Genomic DNA, 16,747 nt, shown 5'->3' with positions numbered 1-16,747 from the left:
TGCCGTTTCCCCGTTCCCCGTACTTACTCGTAGTAGCGCTCGATCTCCGACACCGACATGGCCGAGCCGTCGCGGTGCCGCATCTGCGCCTCGATCTCCTTGTCCTGCTTGGTGTAGGACTTCGCGCTGTAGTCGAGGTGGTTGGAGATGTGCGCACAGGACTGCAGCAACGTCCTGAGCTGGGAGTCCCACACCCCGACGGTGAGGGCGAGTTCCTCGCCCAGTGCGAGGTTGGCGTTCCTCAGAGCGGTGGCGGCGCCGTCGCTGGACTCGCGGGCGAGGTCACCGTCCTTCCGCAACCGCCCGAACAGCACGTAGGCGTCGTGCCCGATGGCCCCCAACTCGTCCTGGGCGGCCGACAGATCATGCCCGCCACCCCCGCCGCCACCCGGGTCGGCCGCCTCGTTCAGCCGCGTCCCGGCACCACCCCGCTCCGATGCCTTCGCCACCAGAGCGGCCCACTCCTCGTCGAACGACACACGCCCTCCCCCGAGTCGGTCAATGCACTGCGTCACCAGACGGTAACAGAAGGAAGTGGGTGCGAGTGGCGGCCCCGAGGGCAGACCCGTGCACGCCGTCATATGCCGCCACGGAAAACGGAAATGCTCATCCGAGCAACCTCACGCCCATTTCACAAGTTGTTAACGGCCCTATGTGAAACGGCCGTTGAACAGTTCCCTTCCCACAGTTCCCTACCCGTGGGTAAGTCATAGGCTCGCTGCCATGCGCCGCGCGAAAATCGTCTGCACACTGGGCCCCGCCACCGACTCGTACGAGCAGATCAAAGCGCTCGTCGAAGCCGGAATGGACGTCGCCCGCCTCAACCTCAGCCACGGCGCCCACGCCGAGCACGAGGAGCGCTACCACCGAGTGCGCCGCGCCTCCGAGGAGACCGGTCGCAGCGTCGGCATCCTCGCCGACCTTCAAGGTCCGAAGATCCGGCTCGGACGATTCCGCGAAGGCCCCGTACTCCTCGAACGCGGCGACGAGTTCACCATCACCACCGAGGACGTCGAGGGCGACCGCGAACAGTGCGGCACCACCTACGAAGGACTCGCCGACGACGTCACACCCGGCGAACCCGTCCTCGTCGACGACGGCCGCGTCGCCCTCAAGGTCACCGCCGTCGACGGCCCCCGCATCCGCACCGAGGTCACCGAAGGCGGCATGGTCTCCGACCACAAGGGCCTCAACCTCCCCGGCGTCGCCGTCTCCGTACCCGCCCTCTCCGACAAGGACATCGACGACCTGCGCTGGGCCCTGCGCACCGGCGTGGACCTCATAGCCCTCTCCTTCGTCCGCAGCGCACGCGACATCGCCGACGTCCACCGCGTCATGAAGGAGGAGGACCGCCACCTCCCCGTCATCGCCAAGATCGAGAAACCCCAGGCGGTGGAGAACCTCCCCGAGATCGTCGACGCCTTCGACGGCCTCATGGTCGCCCGCGGCGACCTCGGCGTCGAGATGCCCCTGGAAACCGTTCCCCTGGTACAGAAACGCGCCGTCGCCCTCGCCCGGCGCAACGCCAAACCGGTCATCGTCGCCACCCAGATGCTCGACTCGATGATCGACTCCTCCCGGCCCACCCGCGCCGAGGCCTCCGACGTGGCCAACGCCGTCATGGACGGCACCGACGCCGTGATGCTCTCCGGCGAGACCAGCGTCGGCAATTACCCGATCGAGACCGTCCGGACCATGGGCCGCATCGTCGCCGCCGCCGAGGAGGACATGCTCTCCCAGGGCCTGCGCCCGCTCGCCGAGAGCGCCAAACCCCGCACCCGGGGCGGCGCCGTGGCCCGCGCCGCGGCCGAGATGGGCGACTTCCTCGGCGCCGCGTTCCTCGTCGCCTTCACCCAGTCCGGCGACACCGTCCGCCGCCTGTCCCGCTACCGCTCACCGATCCCCGTCATCGCCTTCACCCCCGACCCGGCCACCCGCGCCCAGCTCAACCTCACCTGGGGTGTGGAGACCTTCCTCGGACCCACCGCGCGCAGCACCGACGAGATGGTGGAGCAGGTCGACGAGCGGCTGCTGGAGATGGGGCGCTGCGCGAAGGGGGACAAGGTGATCATCACCGCCGGCTCGCCGCCCGGCGTCCCCGGTACCACCAACATGGTCCGCGTCCACCGCATCGGCGAGGCACACCCCTCCCGCTGACCCGGCCCCGGGCGGCCCGACCGGCCGCCCCCTCGGACCGGGAGGCCCCGGCCCCACCGCCTCGCGCCAGCGGCGGCCGGGGCCTCCCCCGTATCGCCCTTCAGTGCTTCGGGCCGATATGCGCGTCCATCAGCGCCACGGACGCCCGGCGGGCGACGGAGACGTTGTACACCCCCGAACGTCGGTGTGTCGTCTTCCACTCGACCCCGACCTTCTCAAGGGCCTCGACGTAGATGCGCACGATGTCCTGTGACTTGTTGGCGAAGAAGTATCGCGGATACTCGTAACGCTTGCGTTCGCCTCCCACGAGTCTGACCGTCCAGTTGGTGATCCGGCACCCGTCGGCATGGAGCAGGCCCCGGACCAACTCCCAGGGATGTTCGTCGACGATCTTCTGCTGCCAGGGTTCGAGCAGGATCGGCCGTTCGTGCTTCTTGCCCCGACCGTGTTGCGGGAAGAGGCACCAGAGATGCCGGGAGTAGACCTTCACGTTGTGGCAGCCGCTTCTGCGGACACGGCATACGGAGTTGTCGGGGAGCACCCTCCGCATTGCGGCCTCGCAGGCGTCCATCAACCCAGGCCAGTCATCCGAGCAGGCGATCATCAGGTTCGGTACTCGGTGGGCGGAGTACTGGATGATGTGGCCGTCCCCCAGGTAGAGGCCGAGGAGGTAGGCGTATGCACTCTCGTCGAGGTCTCGTCCGTCACAGCGGGGACAGAGAGGGGAATGCTTTCCCGGTAGTTTCCTGTGCCTGGCACGTTCCATGTGCAGCCAGTAGCTGACGGTCCCGGCGGGAACGTTCAGCGTGCGGGCGACCTCGGCATTCCTTGCGCCGCCTCGGATGAGGCCAAGGGCTTTCTGACGAACCTCGGTTCCGTGAAATTCCATGCAACTACTGTGCGTGAGGAACTCTGGTCGCAAGGGCTTGGCGGCTGAATTTCACGAGAACGTGAAGCTCCGCTTATGAGGAGATAAGTGCCGGGTGCGGGATTCGAACCCGCACGCCCTTTCGGGCAATCGCTTTTGAGGCGATCATGTCTTCCCTTCCATCAACCCGGCAGGGTGTCGCTCCGCGAGTGTACCGGGTGACGGGCCGCTCCATCAGCTGGGTACCCTCATAAGTCCGACCTGGCCGGAAAACGAGGAGCCCAGTGAGCACCGCGGACATCCCCGAGCCCATCAGTACCGACGGCGGCGCCGACAGCACGGCCGGCGCGGCCGGCGAGCGGGCGCATGTGCCTCCGGAGACGACGCGGGTCGTCATCGCCGAGGACGAGGCGCTGATCCGCCTGGACCTCAAGGAGATGCTGGAGGAGGAGGGCTACACCGTCGTCGGCGAGGCCGGGGACGGGCAGCGGGCCGTGGACCTGGCCCGGGAGCACCGGCCGGATCTGGTGATCATGGACGTGAAGATGCCCGTGCTCGACGGGATCTCGGCGGCCGAGAGGATCGCCGAGGAGTCGATCGCCCCGGTGCTGATGCTGACCGCCTTCTCGCAGCGCGAGCTGGTGGAGAGGGCGCGGGACGCGGGTGCGATGGCGTATCTGGTGAAGCCGTTCAGCAAGAGCGATGTCGTGCCCGCCATCGAGATGGCGGTGTCGCGGTTCAACGAGATGAAGGTGCTCAGCCGGGAGGTCGCCGACCTCGCGCAGCGGCTGGAGACGCGGAAGCTGGTGGATCGGGCCAAGGGGGTGCTGCAGACGCAGTACGGGCTGACCGAGCCGGCCGCGTTCCGGTGGATCCAGAAGACCTCGATGGATCGCCGGCTGTCGATGCGGCAGGTGGCCGAGGCCGTGATCCAGGACGCGGAGGAGAGGAAGCAGCAGCGGTGACGCCCGTGCGGGACCGTGTCCGGCCGGGGCGCCCGGCGGTCCCGCACGGGCGGGCAGCCGGGCGCGGTCCGGTTCCGGTCGGGGCGTCGCCGGTGCCGGGACGCATGGGGCGGGGTCGCCCGCGGCCCGGCGCCGGCCCCGCGTGAGCTGGGGGTATTGGCGGGGGCGGGGGATTGCCGGGTCCTCGTGCGGGCCGTGCGCGGTCGCAGGCGGGGTGCGGTGGCGGCATTTGCGGTCCATGGCCCGGGAATTCACGAGTCCGACCCCTGATGATCTTTCCCTTTCTGTCCGTTCTCCGGTAAGGAGTGTTCTGTTTCCGGCGCATGGCGCAGGTCACAGGGAGATCACATCTGCCGCTCTCACCTATCTGGTCTGCTTCTGGGGCAATAGATTCCGGGCCACGCCGCACGTACGTACGTGCGGACCGCGACGCCGGAACGGTACGGCGATCGTCGTGATCTGAGCAGGCTCCAGGGGGTTCCACGTGCTCAACAAGACCATCGTCAAGCTGGCCATTCCCATGGCCGTCGGCGCGCTCGCGCTGACCGGTTGCGGCGGAGGGGACAGTGGCAGCGGCGACGCGTACAAGATCGCCTTCCAGGGCCCGCTCTCCGGCGACAACGTGCAGCTCGGCCAGAACATGGAGAACGGCATCAAGCTGGCGATCGACCAGGCGAACGCCGAGGGCGACCTCGGGTTCGAGGTCGAGTACGTGCCGGTCGACGACCAGGGTCTGCCGGACAAGGCGACCACCGCCGCGCAGAAGGCGATCGACGACGAGGACGTCGTCGCGGTGATCGGCCCGGCGTTCTCGGGCCCGGCGGACACCGCCGCCGAGATCTACGGGTCCGCGGGCCTGGTGGCGCTGTCGTCGTCGGCGACGCGCCCGGACCTGACGACCAAGGGCTACGAGACGTTCCTGCGTGCGGTGCCGAACGACAGCGCCCAGGGCGCCGGGATGGCGAAGTACCTGGCGAACAAGACCAAGGCCGAGAAGGTCGTGGTGGTCGACGACAAGACCGACTACGGCATCGGCCTGGCGGACGTCGCCGAGAAGGACCTGAAGGCCGCCGGTGTCGAGGTGGTGCGCCAGAGCGTTCCGCAGAAGACGCCGGACTACAGTGCCGCGGCGAAGAACGTCACGAAGAACAAGCCGGACGCGCTGATCTACGCGGGCTACTACCAGGACGCCGGCCCGTTCGCCAAGAAGCTCAAGGAGGCGGGCTTCGACGGTGTGGCGATGTCGGGTGACGGCACCAACGACGCGCAGTTCATACAGCTGGCGGGCGACGCCTCGGACGGCTGGCTGCTGACCTGCCCGTGCACGGACGCCACCAAGGAGGACGCGACGAAGAAGTTCGCCGCGGACTACGAGAAGGAGTTCAAGCAGGCTCCGGGTACGTACTCGGCCGAGTCGTACGACGCCGCGATGATGATCATCGAGGAGATCAAGAAGCTCCACGAGGACGGCGGTGTCGAGCGCCAGGCGCTGGTGGACGCTCTGCGCGCGGCGAAGTACAAGGGTCTGACGAAGGAGTTCTCCTTCGACGACAAGGGTGAGTTCACCAACCAGACCATCTACCTGTACCAGGTCAAGGGCGAGGGCATCGAGTACCAGGGCAGCATCGACGAGCTGGCCGGCTGAGCCGGCCGACGCTTCCGGCCGGCCGGCGCGGTGGGTTCGCTCCCGCGCCGGCCGGTGTGACACCCGGCGGACACCGCCTTCGTGCTGGGCGTCCGCCTCCGTGATCCTCGCGCCGCCCGTTCCCCGAGTGCTGAACGCACGGCCGGGCGGCACATTCCCACAAGGAAGACAGTTCGATGTCCCTCAGTGAGTTCTGGGACTTCCTCGTCCTAGGGGTGGTGCTCGGCAGTCTCTACGCCGTCATCGCCATCGGCTACACGCTGGTGTACGGCGTGCTCCAGCTTCTGAACTTCGCGCACAGCGAGGTCTTCATGTTCGGCGGTTACGGGGGCCTGCTGGCCCTGACCGCTCTGATCCCCGAGTCGACGCCCTCCGGCGTGGGCTCGGTCGCCTACGTCCTGATCGGCATGCTGGCGGGTGCCGCGCTGGGCGGTGCGGTGGCCTTCGGTCTGGAACGGGTGGCGTACCGGCCGTTGCGCAGGCATCGCGCGCCGCGCCTGGTGTTCCTGATCACCGCGATCGGCGCCTCGTTCTTCCTGTACAACCTGGCGGGCAAGCTGTTCGGCCGCAATCCGCTGCCGATGCCGTCGATGTACGAGAACAAGAAGGTGCTGAGCGTCTTCGGCGCCGAGCTGACGATCACGCAGGTGCTGATCCTGGTGTCGGCGGTGGCGATGATGGTCGGCCTGGACTACGTGGTGAACCGCACGAAGATGGGTTCGGGTATCCGCGCGGTGGCGCAGGACCCGGAGGTCGCGTCGCTGATGGGCGTGGACATCGACAAGGTGGTGTCCCGGACGTTCGTGCTCGGCGGTCTGCTGGGCGGTGCGGCCGGCTTCCTGTTCGGCACCAACAGCCAGGTCTGGTACACGATGGGCTTCCTGCCCGGTATCACGGCCTTCGCGGCGGCGGTGCTGGGCGGTATCGGCAATGTGCGCGGCGCGATGCTGGGCGGTCTGGTGCTGGGCGTGGTGGAGACCATGACGGTGGGCCTGTGGGGGGATGACTGGCGTTACGTCGGCGCCTTCGTGGTGCTGGTGCTGGTGCTGATGGTCCGTCCGACCGGAATTCTCGGCGAGCGTGTGGGGAGGACGGCGTGAGCATCAAGACCTCGGCTGCGCAAGGGGCCGGGCAGGACTCGCCGAAGAGCGCGACGGCGCCGCTGTCGGCGGCGGCCCGGCTGCGGAAGGTGCACTGGTACCAGGAGCCGCGCTGGCGGCGGCTGGGGGCCCTGCTGGCGCTGGCGGTGACGCTCAGGCTGATGACGGGCGAGGAGGGCACCACCCAGGATCTGTTCCTGGCACTGCGCGAGGACTTCACCGGTGTCGGCCTGTGGATCTGGCTGGCGATCGCGGTGGCGGTCTGGGCGGTGCGGGAGTTCCTCACCGATCAGACCTCCCGTGCGGTGGAGGGCACCAAGAAGGTGTCCGCCGGTCCGCTGGACCGGGTCCGGCAGGTGTGGTCGGCCGACAAGCGGGTCCGGATGGGCGTGCTGACGGCCGTGCTGGCGCTGGTGGTGTTCGGGCCGCTGGGGGTCGAGCGGTACTGGCAGCAGGTGCTGGTGGACCAGATCGCGATCTTCGTGCTGCTGGCGATCGGCCTGAACGTGGTGATCGGCTGGGCCGGTCTGCTGGACCTGGGCTTCATCGCGTTCTTCGCGATCGGCGCGTACAGCGCGGCGTACTGGACGGGGGCGCTGCCGGTCCAGCCGCCGGTGGCGCTGAACAACTTCCTGGTGCTGCCGATCGCGGTGCTGACCTGTCTGGTGGCGGGGGTGATCCTGGGCGCTCCGACGCTGCGGTTGCGGGGCGACTACCTGGCGATCGTGACGCTGGGATTCCACGAGATCGTCTACCTGATGGCGAAGAACGCCGACGGGGTGACGGAGGGCGCGCGCGGTGTGAAGGTCGAGCGGTTCAGTGTCGACCTGGGCTTCTTCTCCTACGAGTGGAAGCTGGACCCGATGCCGTACTACTGGCTGCTGGTCGTCTTCATCGTGCTGGCCATCTTCCTGTTCCTGCGGCTGGAGCACTCCAAGGTGGGCCGGGCGTGGACGGCGATCCGCGAGGACGAGGTGGCCGCGGCGGCCACGGGTGTGCCCACGGTGCGCTACAAGCTGATGGCGTTCGCGATCGGTGCGTCGACCTCCGGCGTGGCCGGGGTGGCGTACGCGAGCAAGGCCGGGTACTTCAACCCGGAGAACTTCGCGATCCTGCTGTCGATCCTGGTGCTGGCCTACGTCATCTTCGGCGGCATGGGGTCGATCCCCGGGGTGCTGTTCGGCGCCGCGTTCCTGGTGTGGCTGCCGGAGTACCTGCGCGAGTGGGTGGATCCCAAGGACCGCTACATGTACCTGGGCGCTCTCCTCGTCATCATGATGATCTACCGGCCGCAGGGCGTGCTGCCCTCCCGACGCCGCAAGCGTGAGCTGCGGATGGCGGAGGCGGGGGTCGGCGGAGCCGACGCGACCGGCCCGGCGGAAGGCAGGCAGCCGTGACCACCGAGACGGTGAAGAAGGAGCAGGGGCCGGCGGGCGGTTCGGCCGGCGCCGGTGAGCTGGTGCTGGAGACGTCGGGCGTGACGCTGCGGTTCGGCGGTCTGACCAGTCTGGACAACGTCGAGCTGCGGATGCGGCGCGGTGAGGTGCTGGCGGTCATCGGGCCCAACGGCGCGGGCAAGACGTCGCTGTTCAACTCGCTGACGGGCGCGTACGTGCCGCAGGAGGGGCGGATCGTCTTCCGTCCCCGCGAGGGCGGCGAGCACTCGCTGCTGGGTGCCAAGCCGCATGTGGTCAGCCAGTGGGGTCTGGCGCGCACGTTCCAGAACATCCGGTTGTTCGGGGCGCTGACCGCGCTGGAGAACGTCAAGATCGCGGCGGAGACGCGGCTGAAGACCGGTCCGGTGTCGATCATGCTGGGGCTGCCGAACGCGCGGAAGGCCGAGCGGGCCAGCGACCGCCGGGCGCACGAGGTGCTGTCGTACGTCGGCCTGCTGGAGAAGATGAACGAGCTGGCGGGGTCGCTGAGCTACGGCGACCAGCGGCGGCTGGAGATCGCGCGGGCGTTGGCGACGGATCCTGAGGTGCTGCTGCTGGACGAGCCGGCGGCGGGCACCAACCCGACGGAGAAGCTGGAGCTGGAGGAGCTGATCCGGCGGATCAACACCGAGCTGGGTGTGAGCGTGCTGCTGATCGAGCACGACATGCGGCTGGTGATGTCGGTGGCGGACCGGGTGATGGTGCTCAACTTCGGCAAGAAGATCGCCGAGGGATCGCCGTCGCAGGTGCAGCGGGATCCGGCGGTGATCGAGGCGTACCTGGGCGCGGTGGCCGAGGAGGACGAGGCCGCGGTGGCTCAGGCCGTCGCCGAGGGGGCCGGCGCGCAGGAGGGCGCCGGTTCCGGAGCCGACACCGACACCGACACCGACACCGGGGCCGATGCCGGGGCGCCGCAGTGGGACACCGAGGAGCACAAGTGAGCGTCACCACGGATCTGAAGAAGGAGCCGCAGGGCGGCGAGCCGGCCGCCCCGGTGGTGCTGGAGCTGCGTGATCTGCGGGTGTTCTACGGCGCCATCGAGGCGCTCAAGGGCGTCAATCTGACGGTCCGCAGCGGGGAGGTGGTCGCGCTGCTCGGCGCCAACGGCGCGGGCAAGACGACCACGCTGCGGACGGCCTCGGGGATGATCGCGCCGCGCGAGGGGCAGGTGCTGCTGCACGGGGAGCGGATCGACGGCATCAAGCCGCACGATCTGGTCCGGTTCGGCATCGGCCATGTCCCCGAGGGGCGCGGGGTGTTCCCGCGGATGACGGTCCGGGAGAACCTCCAGATGGGGGCGTACCGGTTCAAGTCGGTGGACAAGGCCGACATGGACCGGGTGTTCACCCTGTTCCCGCGGCTGGGGGAGCGCAAGAGCCAGCTGGGCGGGACGCTGTCGGGCGGTGAGCAGCAGATGCTGGCGATCGGCCGTGCCCTGATGGGCAAGCCGGAGGTGCTGCTGCTGGACGAGCCGTCGATGGGCCTGGCGCCGCTGATCGTTCAGCAGATCTTCGAGATCGTCAAGGAGATCAACGAGCAGGGCACCACGGTGCTGCTGGTGGAGCAGAACGCCGCGCAGGCGCTCCGGATGGCCGACCGCGGCTATGTGCTGGAGACCGGTGCGGTGGCGATGGAGGGCGAGGCGTCCGAGCTGCTGTCGGATCCGCGGGTGCGGGCGGCCTATCTGGGCGAGGGCGCCTGACGGCTCCCCTCATCGGCTGCGAAAACGGCGACGGCCGCGGCGACCTCTTGGTCGCCGCGGCCGTCGCCGTTTTCCGCAACCGGTCAGGGCAGGTCGGTGTAGGGGGCGAGGAAGGCGCGGGCGCCGGGCGCGTCGAGCCGGTGGGCGACGTTCGTGGCGTAGCAGGGGGCGTCACCGGTGATGGTGGTGCCGACCAGGACGCGTTCGCCGTCGATCTCGGCGAAGTTGGGGCCGCCGGAGTCGCCGTAGCAGGCGCCGCCGTTGCCCTGCGGGGCGGTCATGGCCACGCGTACCCACGCCTTGTTGAGGGCGTTGAAGGAGGTGGGGGCCTTCAGCCGCACGCCGCCGCCGGGGTGGGTGTGGCCGCCGGGGCCGCGCTGGGCCTCCTGGGTGCCGTAGCCGGCAACGGTGAAGCCGGTGCCGTCCAGTGCCCGGGGGCCCATGGTGTCGAGCTGTCCGGCGGTGGGCAGGGTGGCCGGGGTGAAGTCCCAGCGGCCGGCCATCTCGTCGGCGGGGACCTCCACGACGGAGATGTCGCGGGTGTCGGTGGCGGGGCCGGGATACTCCGGATGGTTGTGCGCGGTGCCCTCGACGGCGACGGCCGCGGCGACGGCGGCCGGGTCGCCGGGATGCTCCCGTGCGGCCGCGTCGAGGGCGGCCCGTACGTCCTGCTCCAGGGAGACGTGGAAGCGGGCGCCGGCCGGCCAGTCGGTGGTGCAGTGGGCGGCGGTGAGGAAGGTGTCGCGGTCGATCATGGTGCCCGAGCAGAACCAGTCGACGCGGTCGGGGGTGGTGGCGTCCTCGTCGTGGTCGTAGGTGATGACCAGCGCCCCGACCTCGGTCCGCTCCGGGGCGGGGGAGGAGTTGTAGGTGCTGATGGCCGCGGCGGGGAGCGCGGCGGCCATGGCCAGAGCGGCCGCGGCCGTGGTGACGGCGGCGGCGCGCTTCCGGGATGTCAGGCGTGTGGCCCGCACGATCGGTGCCCTTTCGTCCCTGGCCGCCCCGGTGGCGGCCCGGACCGGTATCAAAGCGCACTGTCCGGGCTCTGCAGAACCCTGTGACCTGTGGTTTTTCGGTGAGGGTCGTCAGTTGCCCCAGGCGCCGGCGGGTGCGTCGCGCAGCAGGCAGGTGAGCCGGGCGCTGCACACGCGGCGGTCCTGCTCGTCGGTGACGACGATCTCGTAGGTGGCGGTGGACCGGCCGCGGTGCACGGGGGTGGCGGTGCCGGTGACGGTGCCGGAGGTCAGTCCGCGGTGGTGGGTGCAGTTGAGGTCCACGCCGACGGAGATCTTGGTGGGGCCGCCGTGGAGCATGGCGCCGACGGAGCCGAGGGTCTCGGCCAGGACGGCGGACGCGCCGCCGTGCAGCAACCCGTAGGGCTGGGTGTTGCCCTCGACGGGGAGGGTGCCGACGACCTTCTCCGGGGCGGCGTGGGTGATGACCAGGCCCATGCGCTCGCCGAGGCGGCCGGCGGAGAAGAGGGCGGGCAGGTCGATGCCGAGCCCGGCCCACTGGTCGAGGATCTCCTGGGGGAAGACGGTGCTGGTCGGCTCGCCCATGGGCGCGTGGCTCCGATCGTCGTGCCGGGGGCCGGTGGAGCACGGCCGTGCGGCGGGTGGTGGATGTGCTGTGCACCGTCTTACTTATCAGAGGGGCCGCCGGGCCCGGGGGCGGGGGTGAGGCGGATCACCACGGACTTGCTGGCGGGGGTGTTGCTGGTCTCGGCGGTGGCGTCGAGGGGGACCAGGACGTTGGTCTCGGGGAAGTAGGCGGCCGCGCAGCCGCGGGCGGTGGGGTAGTGGACGACGCGGAAGCCGGGCGCGGTGCGTTCGCGTCCGTCGTCCCACTCGCTGGTGAGGTCGGCGTAGGAGCCGTCCGGCAGGTCCAGTTCCGCGGCGTCGCCGGGGTGGACGAGGACCACGCGGCGGCCTCCCCTGATGCCGCGGTAGCGGTCGTCGAGGCCGTAGACGGTGGTGTTGTACTGGTCGTGGGAGCGCAGGGTCTGCAGCAGCAGGCGGCCGGGGGGCAGATGCGGCCAGGTCAGCGGCGCGGCGGTGAAGTTGGCCTTTCCGGTGGCGGTGGGGAAGCGGCGCTCGTCGCGCGGGGCGTGGGGCAGGGTGAAGCCGCCGGGGCGGGACACGCGGGCGTTGAAGTCGGTGAAGCCGGGGATGGTGCGGGCGATGCGGTCGCGGATCGCGGCGTAGTCGGCCTCGAACTCCTCCCAGGGCACGGGGTGACCGGGGCCCAGGACGTGGCGGGCCAGCCGGCAGACGACGGCGGGCTCGGACAGCAGGTGCCCGCTCGCGGGGGCGAGGCGGCCGCGGGAGGCGTGGACGACGCCCATGGAGTCCTCGACGGTGACGAACTGCTCGCCCGATGCCTGTACGTCGCGCTCGGTGCGGCCGAGGACGGGCAGGATCAGGGCGCGGGCGCCGGTGACGCAGTGGGAGCGGTTGAGCTTGGTGGACACGTGCACGGTCAGCCGGGCCCGCCGCATCGCGGTCTCGGTCACCTGGGTGTCGGGGGAGGCGGCGACGAAGTTGCCGCCGAGGGCGAAGAACACCTTCGCCCGCCCGTCGCGCAGGGCGCGGATGGAGTTCACCACGTCCAGGCCGTGCTCGCGCGGCATGGGGACGCCGAACTCCGCCTCCAGCGCGTCCAGCAGGGCGCCGGAGGGCTTCTCGACGATGCCCATGGTGCGGTCGCCCTGGACGTTGCTGTGGCCGCGCACCGGGCAGACCCCGGCGCCGGGTCGGCCGACGGCGCCGCGCAGCAGCAGGAGGTTGACGATCTCGCGGATGGTGGGCACGGCGTGCCGGTGCTGGGTCAGGCCCATGGCCCAGCACACCACGGTGCGCTCCGAGGCCAGCACCAGTTCGGCGGCGCGGTCGATGTCGGCCGGGGCGAGCCCGGTGGCGCGCAGCACGCCGGCGGGGTCGGTGGCGCGGGCCGCGGCGGCGAACTCCTCGTAGCCGTGGGTGTGTTCGCGGACGAAGGCCTCGTCCACCCCGCCGTCGGCCTCCAGCACCCGGCGGCACAGTTCGCGGAAGAGGGCCTGGTCGCCGCCGATGCGGATCTGCAGGAACAGGTCGGTCAGCGGGGTGCCGGAGCCGGCCAGGCCGCGCAGGGTCTGCGGGTTGTCGAACCGCTCCAGGCCGGCCTCGGGCAGCGGGTTGACGGTGATGATCCGCGCGCCGCCCCGCTTGGCCCTCTCCAGCGCGGAGAGCATCCTGGGGTGGTTGGTGCCCGGGTTCTGCCCGGCGACGATGACCAGGTCGGCGCGGTGGAGGTCCTCCAGGAGCACGCTGCCCTTGCCGACGCCGAGGGTCTCGGTCAGCGCGGCGCCGGAGGACTCGTGGCACAGGTTGGAGCAGTCGGGCAGGTTGTTGGTGCCCAGGCAGCGGGCCAGGAGCTGGTAGAGGAAGGCGGCCTCGTTGCTCGTACGGCCGGAGGTGTAGAAGACGGCCTCGTCGGGGGAGTCCAGGGCGCGCAGTTCGCCGGCGACGATCTCGAAGGCCTCGTCCCAGCCGATCGGCTCGTAGCGGCCGGAGCCCTCGGCCAGGTACATCGGCCGGGTGAGGCGGCCCTGCTGACCCAGCCAGTACCCGGAGCGCGTCGCCAGGTCGGCCACGGGGTGCTCGGCGAAGAAGGCGGGGGTCACCCGCCGCAGCGTGGCCTCCTCGGCGACGGCCTTGGCGCCGTTCTCGCAGAACTCCGCGGTGTGCCGCCGCTCCGGCTCGGGCCAGGCGCAGCCGGGGCAGTCGAAGCCGTCCTCCTGGTTGACCCTCAGCAGGGTCAGCGCGGTGCGCCGCACCCCCATCTGCTCCCCGGCCATGCGCAGGGAGCGGGCGACGGCGGGCAGCCCGGCGGCGCTTCGGCGCGGAGCGCCGACCCGGGGGGCGTCCTGGACGGGATCGGTGGCGGGCGGCCTGCGTCTCATGGCCGCAGATCCTGCCACGCTCCACCGGGGCGCGACAGTGGCTCCAGGGCGGCCCGTGAACCGGTGTCGGTGGTGCGTGGCAGGATCGGGGCGTGGCCAACAAAGCATCGAAAGCGACCGCAGCGAACTCCTCCGAACCGCCCGAGTCCCAGGACAGGCGCCTGCTCCTGCTGGACGGGCACTCCCTCGCCTACCGGGCGTTCTTCGCGTTGCCCGAGGAGAACTTCTCCACCACCACCGGGCAGCCGACGAACGCGATCTACGGTTTCGCCTCGATGCTGGCGAACACGCTGCGCGACGAGGACCCCACCCATCTGGCGGTCGCCTTCGACGTGTCGCGCACGACCTGGCGCACGGAGGAGTTCGCCGACTACAAGGCGAACCGCTCCAAGTCCCCGGACGGCTTCAAGGGGCAGGTGGAGCTGATCGGCGAGCTGCTGGACGCGATGGGCATCCGGCGGTTCGCGGTGGAGGGCTTCGAGGCGGACGACATCATCGCCACCCTGGCCACGCAGGCGGTGGCCGAGGGCTTCCACGTCTCGATCGTCACCGGTGACCGCGACTCCTTCCAGCTCGTCAACGACGCGACGACGGTGCTGTACCCCACGCGGGGAGTGTCGGAGCTGACCCGCTTCACCCCCGAGAAGGTGGAGGAGAAGTACGGCCTGACCCCCGAGCAGTACCCGGACTTCGCGGCCCTGCGCGGCGACCCGTCGGACAACCTGCCCGGCATTCCCGGAGTGGGCGAGAAGACCGCCGCGAAGTGGATCAGGCAGTTCGGCTCCCTCACCGAGCTGCTGGAGCGGGTCGACGAGGTCAAGGGCAAGGTCGGGGAGAAGCTGCGCGACCACCTCGACGGCGTCCGGCTCAACCGGCGGCTGACGGCGCTGGTGTGCGACGTGGAGCTGCCGGCCGGCCCGGCGGACCTGGCGCGGGCGCCGTACGACCGGGGGGCGCTGGAGGTGGTGCTGGACGCGCTGGAGTTCCGCAACACCGGCTTCCGTGACCGGCTGTACGCGGTCGACCCGGGCGCGTCCGGCCAGGAGGAGACGGCCCCGGCGGACGGCGTGGAGGTCGACGGGGTGGTCGCCGGCACCGGCGAGCTGGCCCCCTGGCTGGCCGAGCACGCCGCATCCGGCACCGATCCGCTGGGCGTGGCCACCGTCGACAGCTGGAAGCTGGGTTCGGGAAGCGTCGGCGAGATCGCCCTGGCCACCGGACGGGGGCCGGCCGTGTGGTTCGACCCGGCCCAGCTGGACGAGGCCGACGAGCGGGCGTTCGCGGAGTGGATCGCCGACGGGGACCGGCCGAAGGTCATGCACGACGCCAAGGCGGTGATGCGGGTCTTCGCCGAGCACGGCTGGAGCGTCGCCGGCGTCACGATGGACACCGCGCTGGCCGCCTATCTGGTGCAGCCGGGCCGCCGCTCGTTCGCCCTGGAGGCGCTGTCGGTGGAGTTCCTGGGCCGGGAGCCGGCCCGGCCCGCCGAGAGCAGCGGTCAGCTGGCGCTGGGCGCGGACGAGGAGGCCGAGGCGGACGCGCTGATGGCCCGGGCCCGCACCGCCTTGGACCTGGGCGGGGCGCTGGCCGGGCGGCTGACGGAGGTCGGCGCGGCCGGTCTGCTCCAGGACATCGAGCTGCCGACCTCGGGCCTGCTGGCGCGGATGGAGCGGGCGGGCATCGCCGCGGACCGCGAGTGGCTGGGCCGTATGGAGCAGCAGTTCGCCGCGGCCGTCCAGCAGGCGGTGCGCGAGGCGCACACCGCGGTGGGCCACGAGTTCAACCTCGGCTCGCCCAAGCAGCTGCAGGAGGTGCTCTTCGGCGAGCTGGGCCTGCCGAAGACGAAGCGGACCAAGACCGGTTACACCACGGACGCCGACGCGCTGACCTGGCTGGCGACGCAGACCGAGCACGAGCTGCCGGTGATCATGCTGCGCTACCGCGAGCAGTCCAAGCTGCGCACCACCGTCGAGGGCCTGATCAAGACGATCACCACCGACGGCCGTATCCACACCACGTTCAACCAGACGGTCGCCGCCACCGGCAGGCTCTCCTCCACCGACCCCAACCTGCAGAACATCCCGGTGCGCACCGACGAGGGCCGGGCCATCCGCCGGGGCTTCGTGGTCGGCGAGGGCTACGAGTCGCTGCTGACGGCCGACTACAGCCAGATCGAACTGCGGGTGATGGCGCACCTGTCGGAGGACGAGGGCCTGATCGAGGCGTTCACCTCCGGCGAGGACCTGCACACCACCGCCGCCTCCCAGGTCTTCGAGGTCCCCAAGGACCGGGTGGACCCGGAGATGCGCCGCAAGATCAAGGCCATGTCGTACGGGCTGGCCTACGGGCTGTCGGCCTTCGGCCTGTCGCAGCAGCTCGGCATCACCGCCGAGGAGGCGCGCAGGCTGATGGACGCCTACTTCGAGCGCTTCGGAGGGGTGCGCGACTACCTGCACCGGGTGGTGGAGGACGCCCGGGCCACCGGCTACACCCACACCATCCTGGGGCGCCGCCGCTACCTGCCCGACCTCAACAGCGACAACCGCCAGCGCCGCGAGATGGCCGAGCGGATGGCGCTCAACGCCCCGATCCAGGGCACCGCCGCGGACATCGTGAAGATCGCGATGCTGAAGGTGGACCGGGCGCTGGGCGAGGCGGAGCTGCGCTCGCGCATGCTGCTCCAGGTGCACGACGAGATCGTGCTGGAGGTCGCCCCGGGCGAACGGGAGGCGGTGGAGGAGCTGGTGCGCCGGGAGATGGCCGGAGCCGTCCGGCTGAGGGCGCCGCTGGACGTCTCCGTGGGCTCCGGCGGGAACTGGGAGGACGCCGCCCACTGAGGCGGTCGCGGACGGTCGCGGAGGGCCGTGTGCCGCCCGGGGGCCGGTACCGGCCCCCGGGCGGCACACGGCGGTGAACGTCCGGTGGAACGGTCGT

The 16,747-nt window shown here is 70.6% G+C and carries 13 protein-coding genes and 1 tRNA gene; 8 read left to right on the top strand and 6 right to left on the bottom strand.

Going from position 1 to position 16,747, the window contains the following annotated elements; all coding sequences use genetic code 11:
- Positions 1-23: 23 nt before the first annotated feature.
- Positions 24-479 carry a hypothetical protein gene (locus BM237_RS05560; RefSeq protein WP_093848374.1) on the bottom strand — a complete coding sequence of 152 codons (456 nt, stop codon included), beginning with the start codon at positions 477-479 and terminating at the stop codon, positions 24-26.
- 244 nt (positions 480-723) lie between these two features.
- Here BM237_RS05560 and pyk point away from each other — a divergent pair, with 244 nt between their 5' ends.
- Positions 724-2,157, top strand: coding sequence for a pyruvate kinase (gene pyk / locus BM237_RS05555; RefSeq protein WP_093848373.1), 1,434 nt, complete (start codon positions 724-726; stop codon positions 2,155-2,157).
- Positions 2,158-2,257: 100 nt separating this feature from the next.
- Here the strand turns inward: pyk and BM237_RS05550 are convergent, their stop codons facing one another.
- Positions 2,258-3,046 (bottom strand): hypothetical protein, encoded by a 789-nt coding sequence (locus BM237_RS05550; protein ID WP_093848555.1) that lies wholly within the window; start codon positions 3,044-3,046, stop codon positions 2,258-2,260.
- 88 nt (positions 3,047-3,134) lie between these two features.
- A tRNA-Leu gene (locus BM237_RS05545) sits at positions 3,135-3,217 on the bottom strand.
- 119 nt (positions 3,218-3,336) lie between these two features.
- Here BM237_RS05545 and BM237_RS05540 point away from each other — a divergent pair.
- The 6 genes from BM237_RS05540 to BM237_RS05515 all read left to right on the top strand — a co-directional run bounded on the left by BM237_RS05540 (position 3,337) and on the right by BM237_RS05515 (position 9,873).
- Complete coding sequence (locus BM237_RS05540) at positions 3,337-3,990, top strand: ANTAR domain-containing response regulator (protein WP_093848554.1); 654 nt, start codon at positions 3,337-3,339, stop codon at positions 3,988-3,990.
- Positions 3,991-4,474: 484 nt separating this feature from the next.
- Complete coding sequence (locus BM237_RS05535) at positions 4,475-5,635, top strand: branched-chain amino acid ABC transporter substrate-binding protein (RefSeq protein WP_093848372.1); 1,161 nt, start codon at positions 4,475-4,477, stop codon at positions 5,633-5,635.
- 176 nt (positions 5,636-5,811) lie between these two features.
- A complete protein-coding gene (locus tag BM237_RS05530) occupies positions 5,812-6,735 on the top strand; it encodes a branched-chain amino acid ABC transporter permease (RefSeq protein ID WP_093848371.1) in 924 nt (307 codons plus the stop codon).
- Positions 6,732-8,132 (top strand): branched-chain amino acid ABC transporter permease, encoded by a 1,401-nt coding sequence (locus BM237_RS05525; protein WP_245793423.1) that lies wholly within the window; start codon positions 6,732-6,734, stop codon positions 8,130-8,132. Before BM237_RS05530 ends, BM237_RS05525 begins: the two co-directional genes overlap by 4 nt.
- Complete coding sequence (locus BM237_RS30235) at positions 8,129-9,112, top strand: ABC transporter ATP-binding protein (RefSeq protein ID WP_281253897.1); 984 nt, start codon at positions 8,129-8,131, stop codon at positions 9,110-9,112. Before BM237_RS05525 ends, BM237_RS30235 begins: the two co-directional genes overlap by 4 nt.
- The gene (locus tag BM237_RS05515) at positions 9,109-9,873 is read left to right on the top strand and encodes an ABC transporter ATP-binding protein (RefSeq protein WP_093848370.1); all 765 of its coding nucleotides are present in this window, start codon (positions 9,109-9,111) and stop codon (positions 9,871-9,873) included. The genes BM237_RS30235 and BM237_RS05515 overlap by 4 nt, the downstream gene beginning before the upstream one ends.
- Positions 9,874-9,956: 83 nt before the next feature.
- Here the strand turns inward: BM237_RS05515 and BM237_RS05510 are convergent, their stop codons facing one another.
- The 3 genes from BM237_RS05510 to BM237_RS05500 all read right to left on the bottom strand — a co-directional run bounded on the left by BM237_RS05510 (position 9,957) and on the right by BM237_RS05500 (position 13,813).
- Complete coding sequence (locus BM237_RS05510) at positions 9,957-10,847, bottom strand: trypsin-like serine protease (RefSeq protein ID WP_245793422.1); 891 nt, start codon at positions 10,845-10,847, stop codon at positions 9,957-9,959.
- 111 nt (positions 10,848-10,958) lie between these two features.
- Positions 10,959-11,432: a PaaI family thioesterase gene (locus tag BM237_RS05505; RefSeq protein ID WP_093848369.1), complete on the bottom strand. Its 474-nt coding sequence runs from the start codon at positions 11,430-11,432 to the stop codon at positions 10,959-10,961.
- Between the two features lie 80 nt (positions 11,433-11,512).
- Positions 11,513-13,813: an FdhF/YdeP family oxidoreductase gene (locus BM237_RS05500; protein WP_093848368.1), complete on the bottom strand. Its 2,301-nt coding sequence runs from the start codon at positions 13,811-13,813 to the stop codon at positions 11,513-11,515.
- 92 nt (positions 13,814-13,905) lie between these two features.
- On the opposite strand from BM237_RS05500, the gene polA reads away from it, so the two are divergent.
- The gene (gene polA / locus BM237_RS05495) at positions 13,906-16,650 is read left to right on the top strand and encodes a DNA polymerase I (protein WP_093848367.1); all 2,745 of its coding nucleotides are present in this window, start codon (positions 13,906-13,908) and stop codon (positions 16,648-16,650) included.
- Positions 16,651-16,747: the final 97 nt, after the last annotated feature.

This window comes from Streptomyces mangrovi (assembly GCF_900114215.1).
GTDB classification, from domain to species: Bacteria; Actinomycetota; Actinomycetes; order Streptomycetales; family Streptomycetaceae; genus Streptomyces; species Streptomyces barkulensis.
This window is presented reverse-complemented; position numbering and strand designations above follow the sequence as displayed.

Excerpts from the sequence above, each read along its gene's own strand:
- pyk (WP_093848373.1), top strand. The coding sequence starts at position 724 with ATGCGCCGCGCGAAAATCGTCTGCACACTGGGCCCCGCCACCGACTCG.
- BM237_RS05550 (WP_093848555.1), bottom strand. The coding sequence starts at position 3,046 with ATGGAATTTCACGGAACCGAGGTTCGTCAGAAAGCCCTTGGCCTCATC.
- BM237_RS05530 (WP_093848371.1), top strand. The coding sequence starts at position 5,812 with ATGTCCCTCAGTGAGTTCTGGGACTTCCTCGTCCTAGGGGTGGTGCTC.
- BM237_RS05505 (WP_093848369.1), bottom strand. The coding sequence starts at position 11,432 with ATGGGCGAGCCGACCAGCACCGTCTTCCCCCAGGAGATCCTCGACCAG.
- BM237_RS05500 (WP_093848368.1), bottom strand. The coding sequence starts at position 13,813 with ATGAGACGCAGGCCGCCCGCCACCGATCCCGTCCAGGACGCCCCCCGG.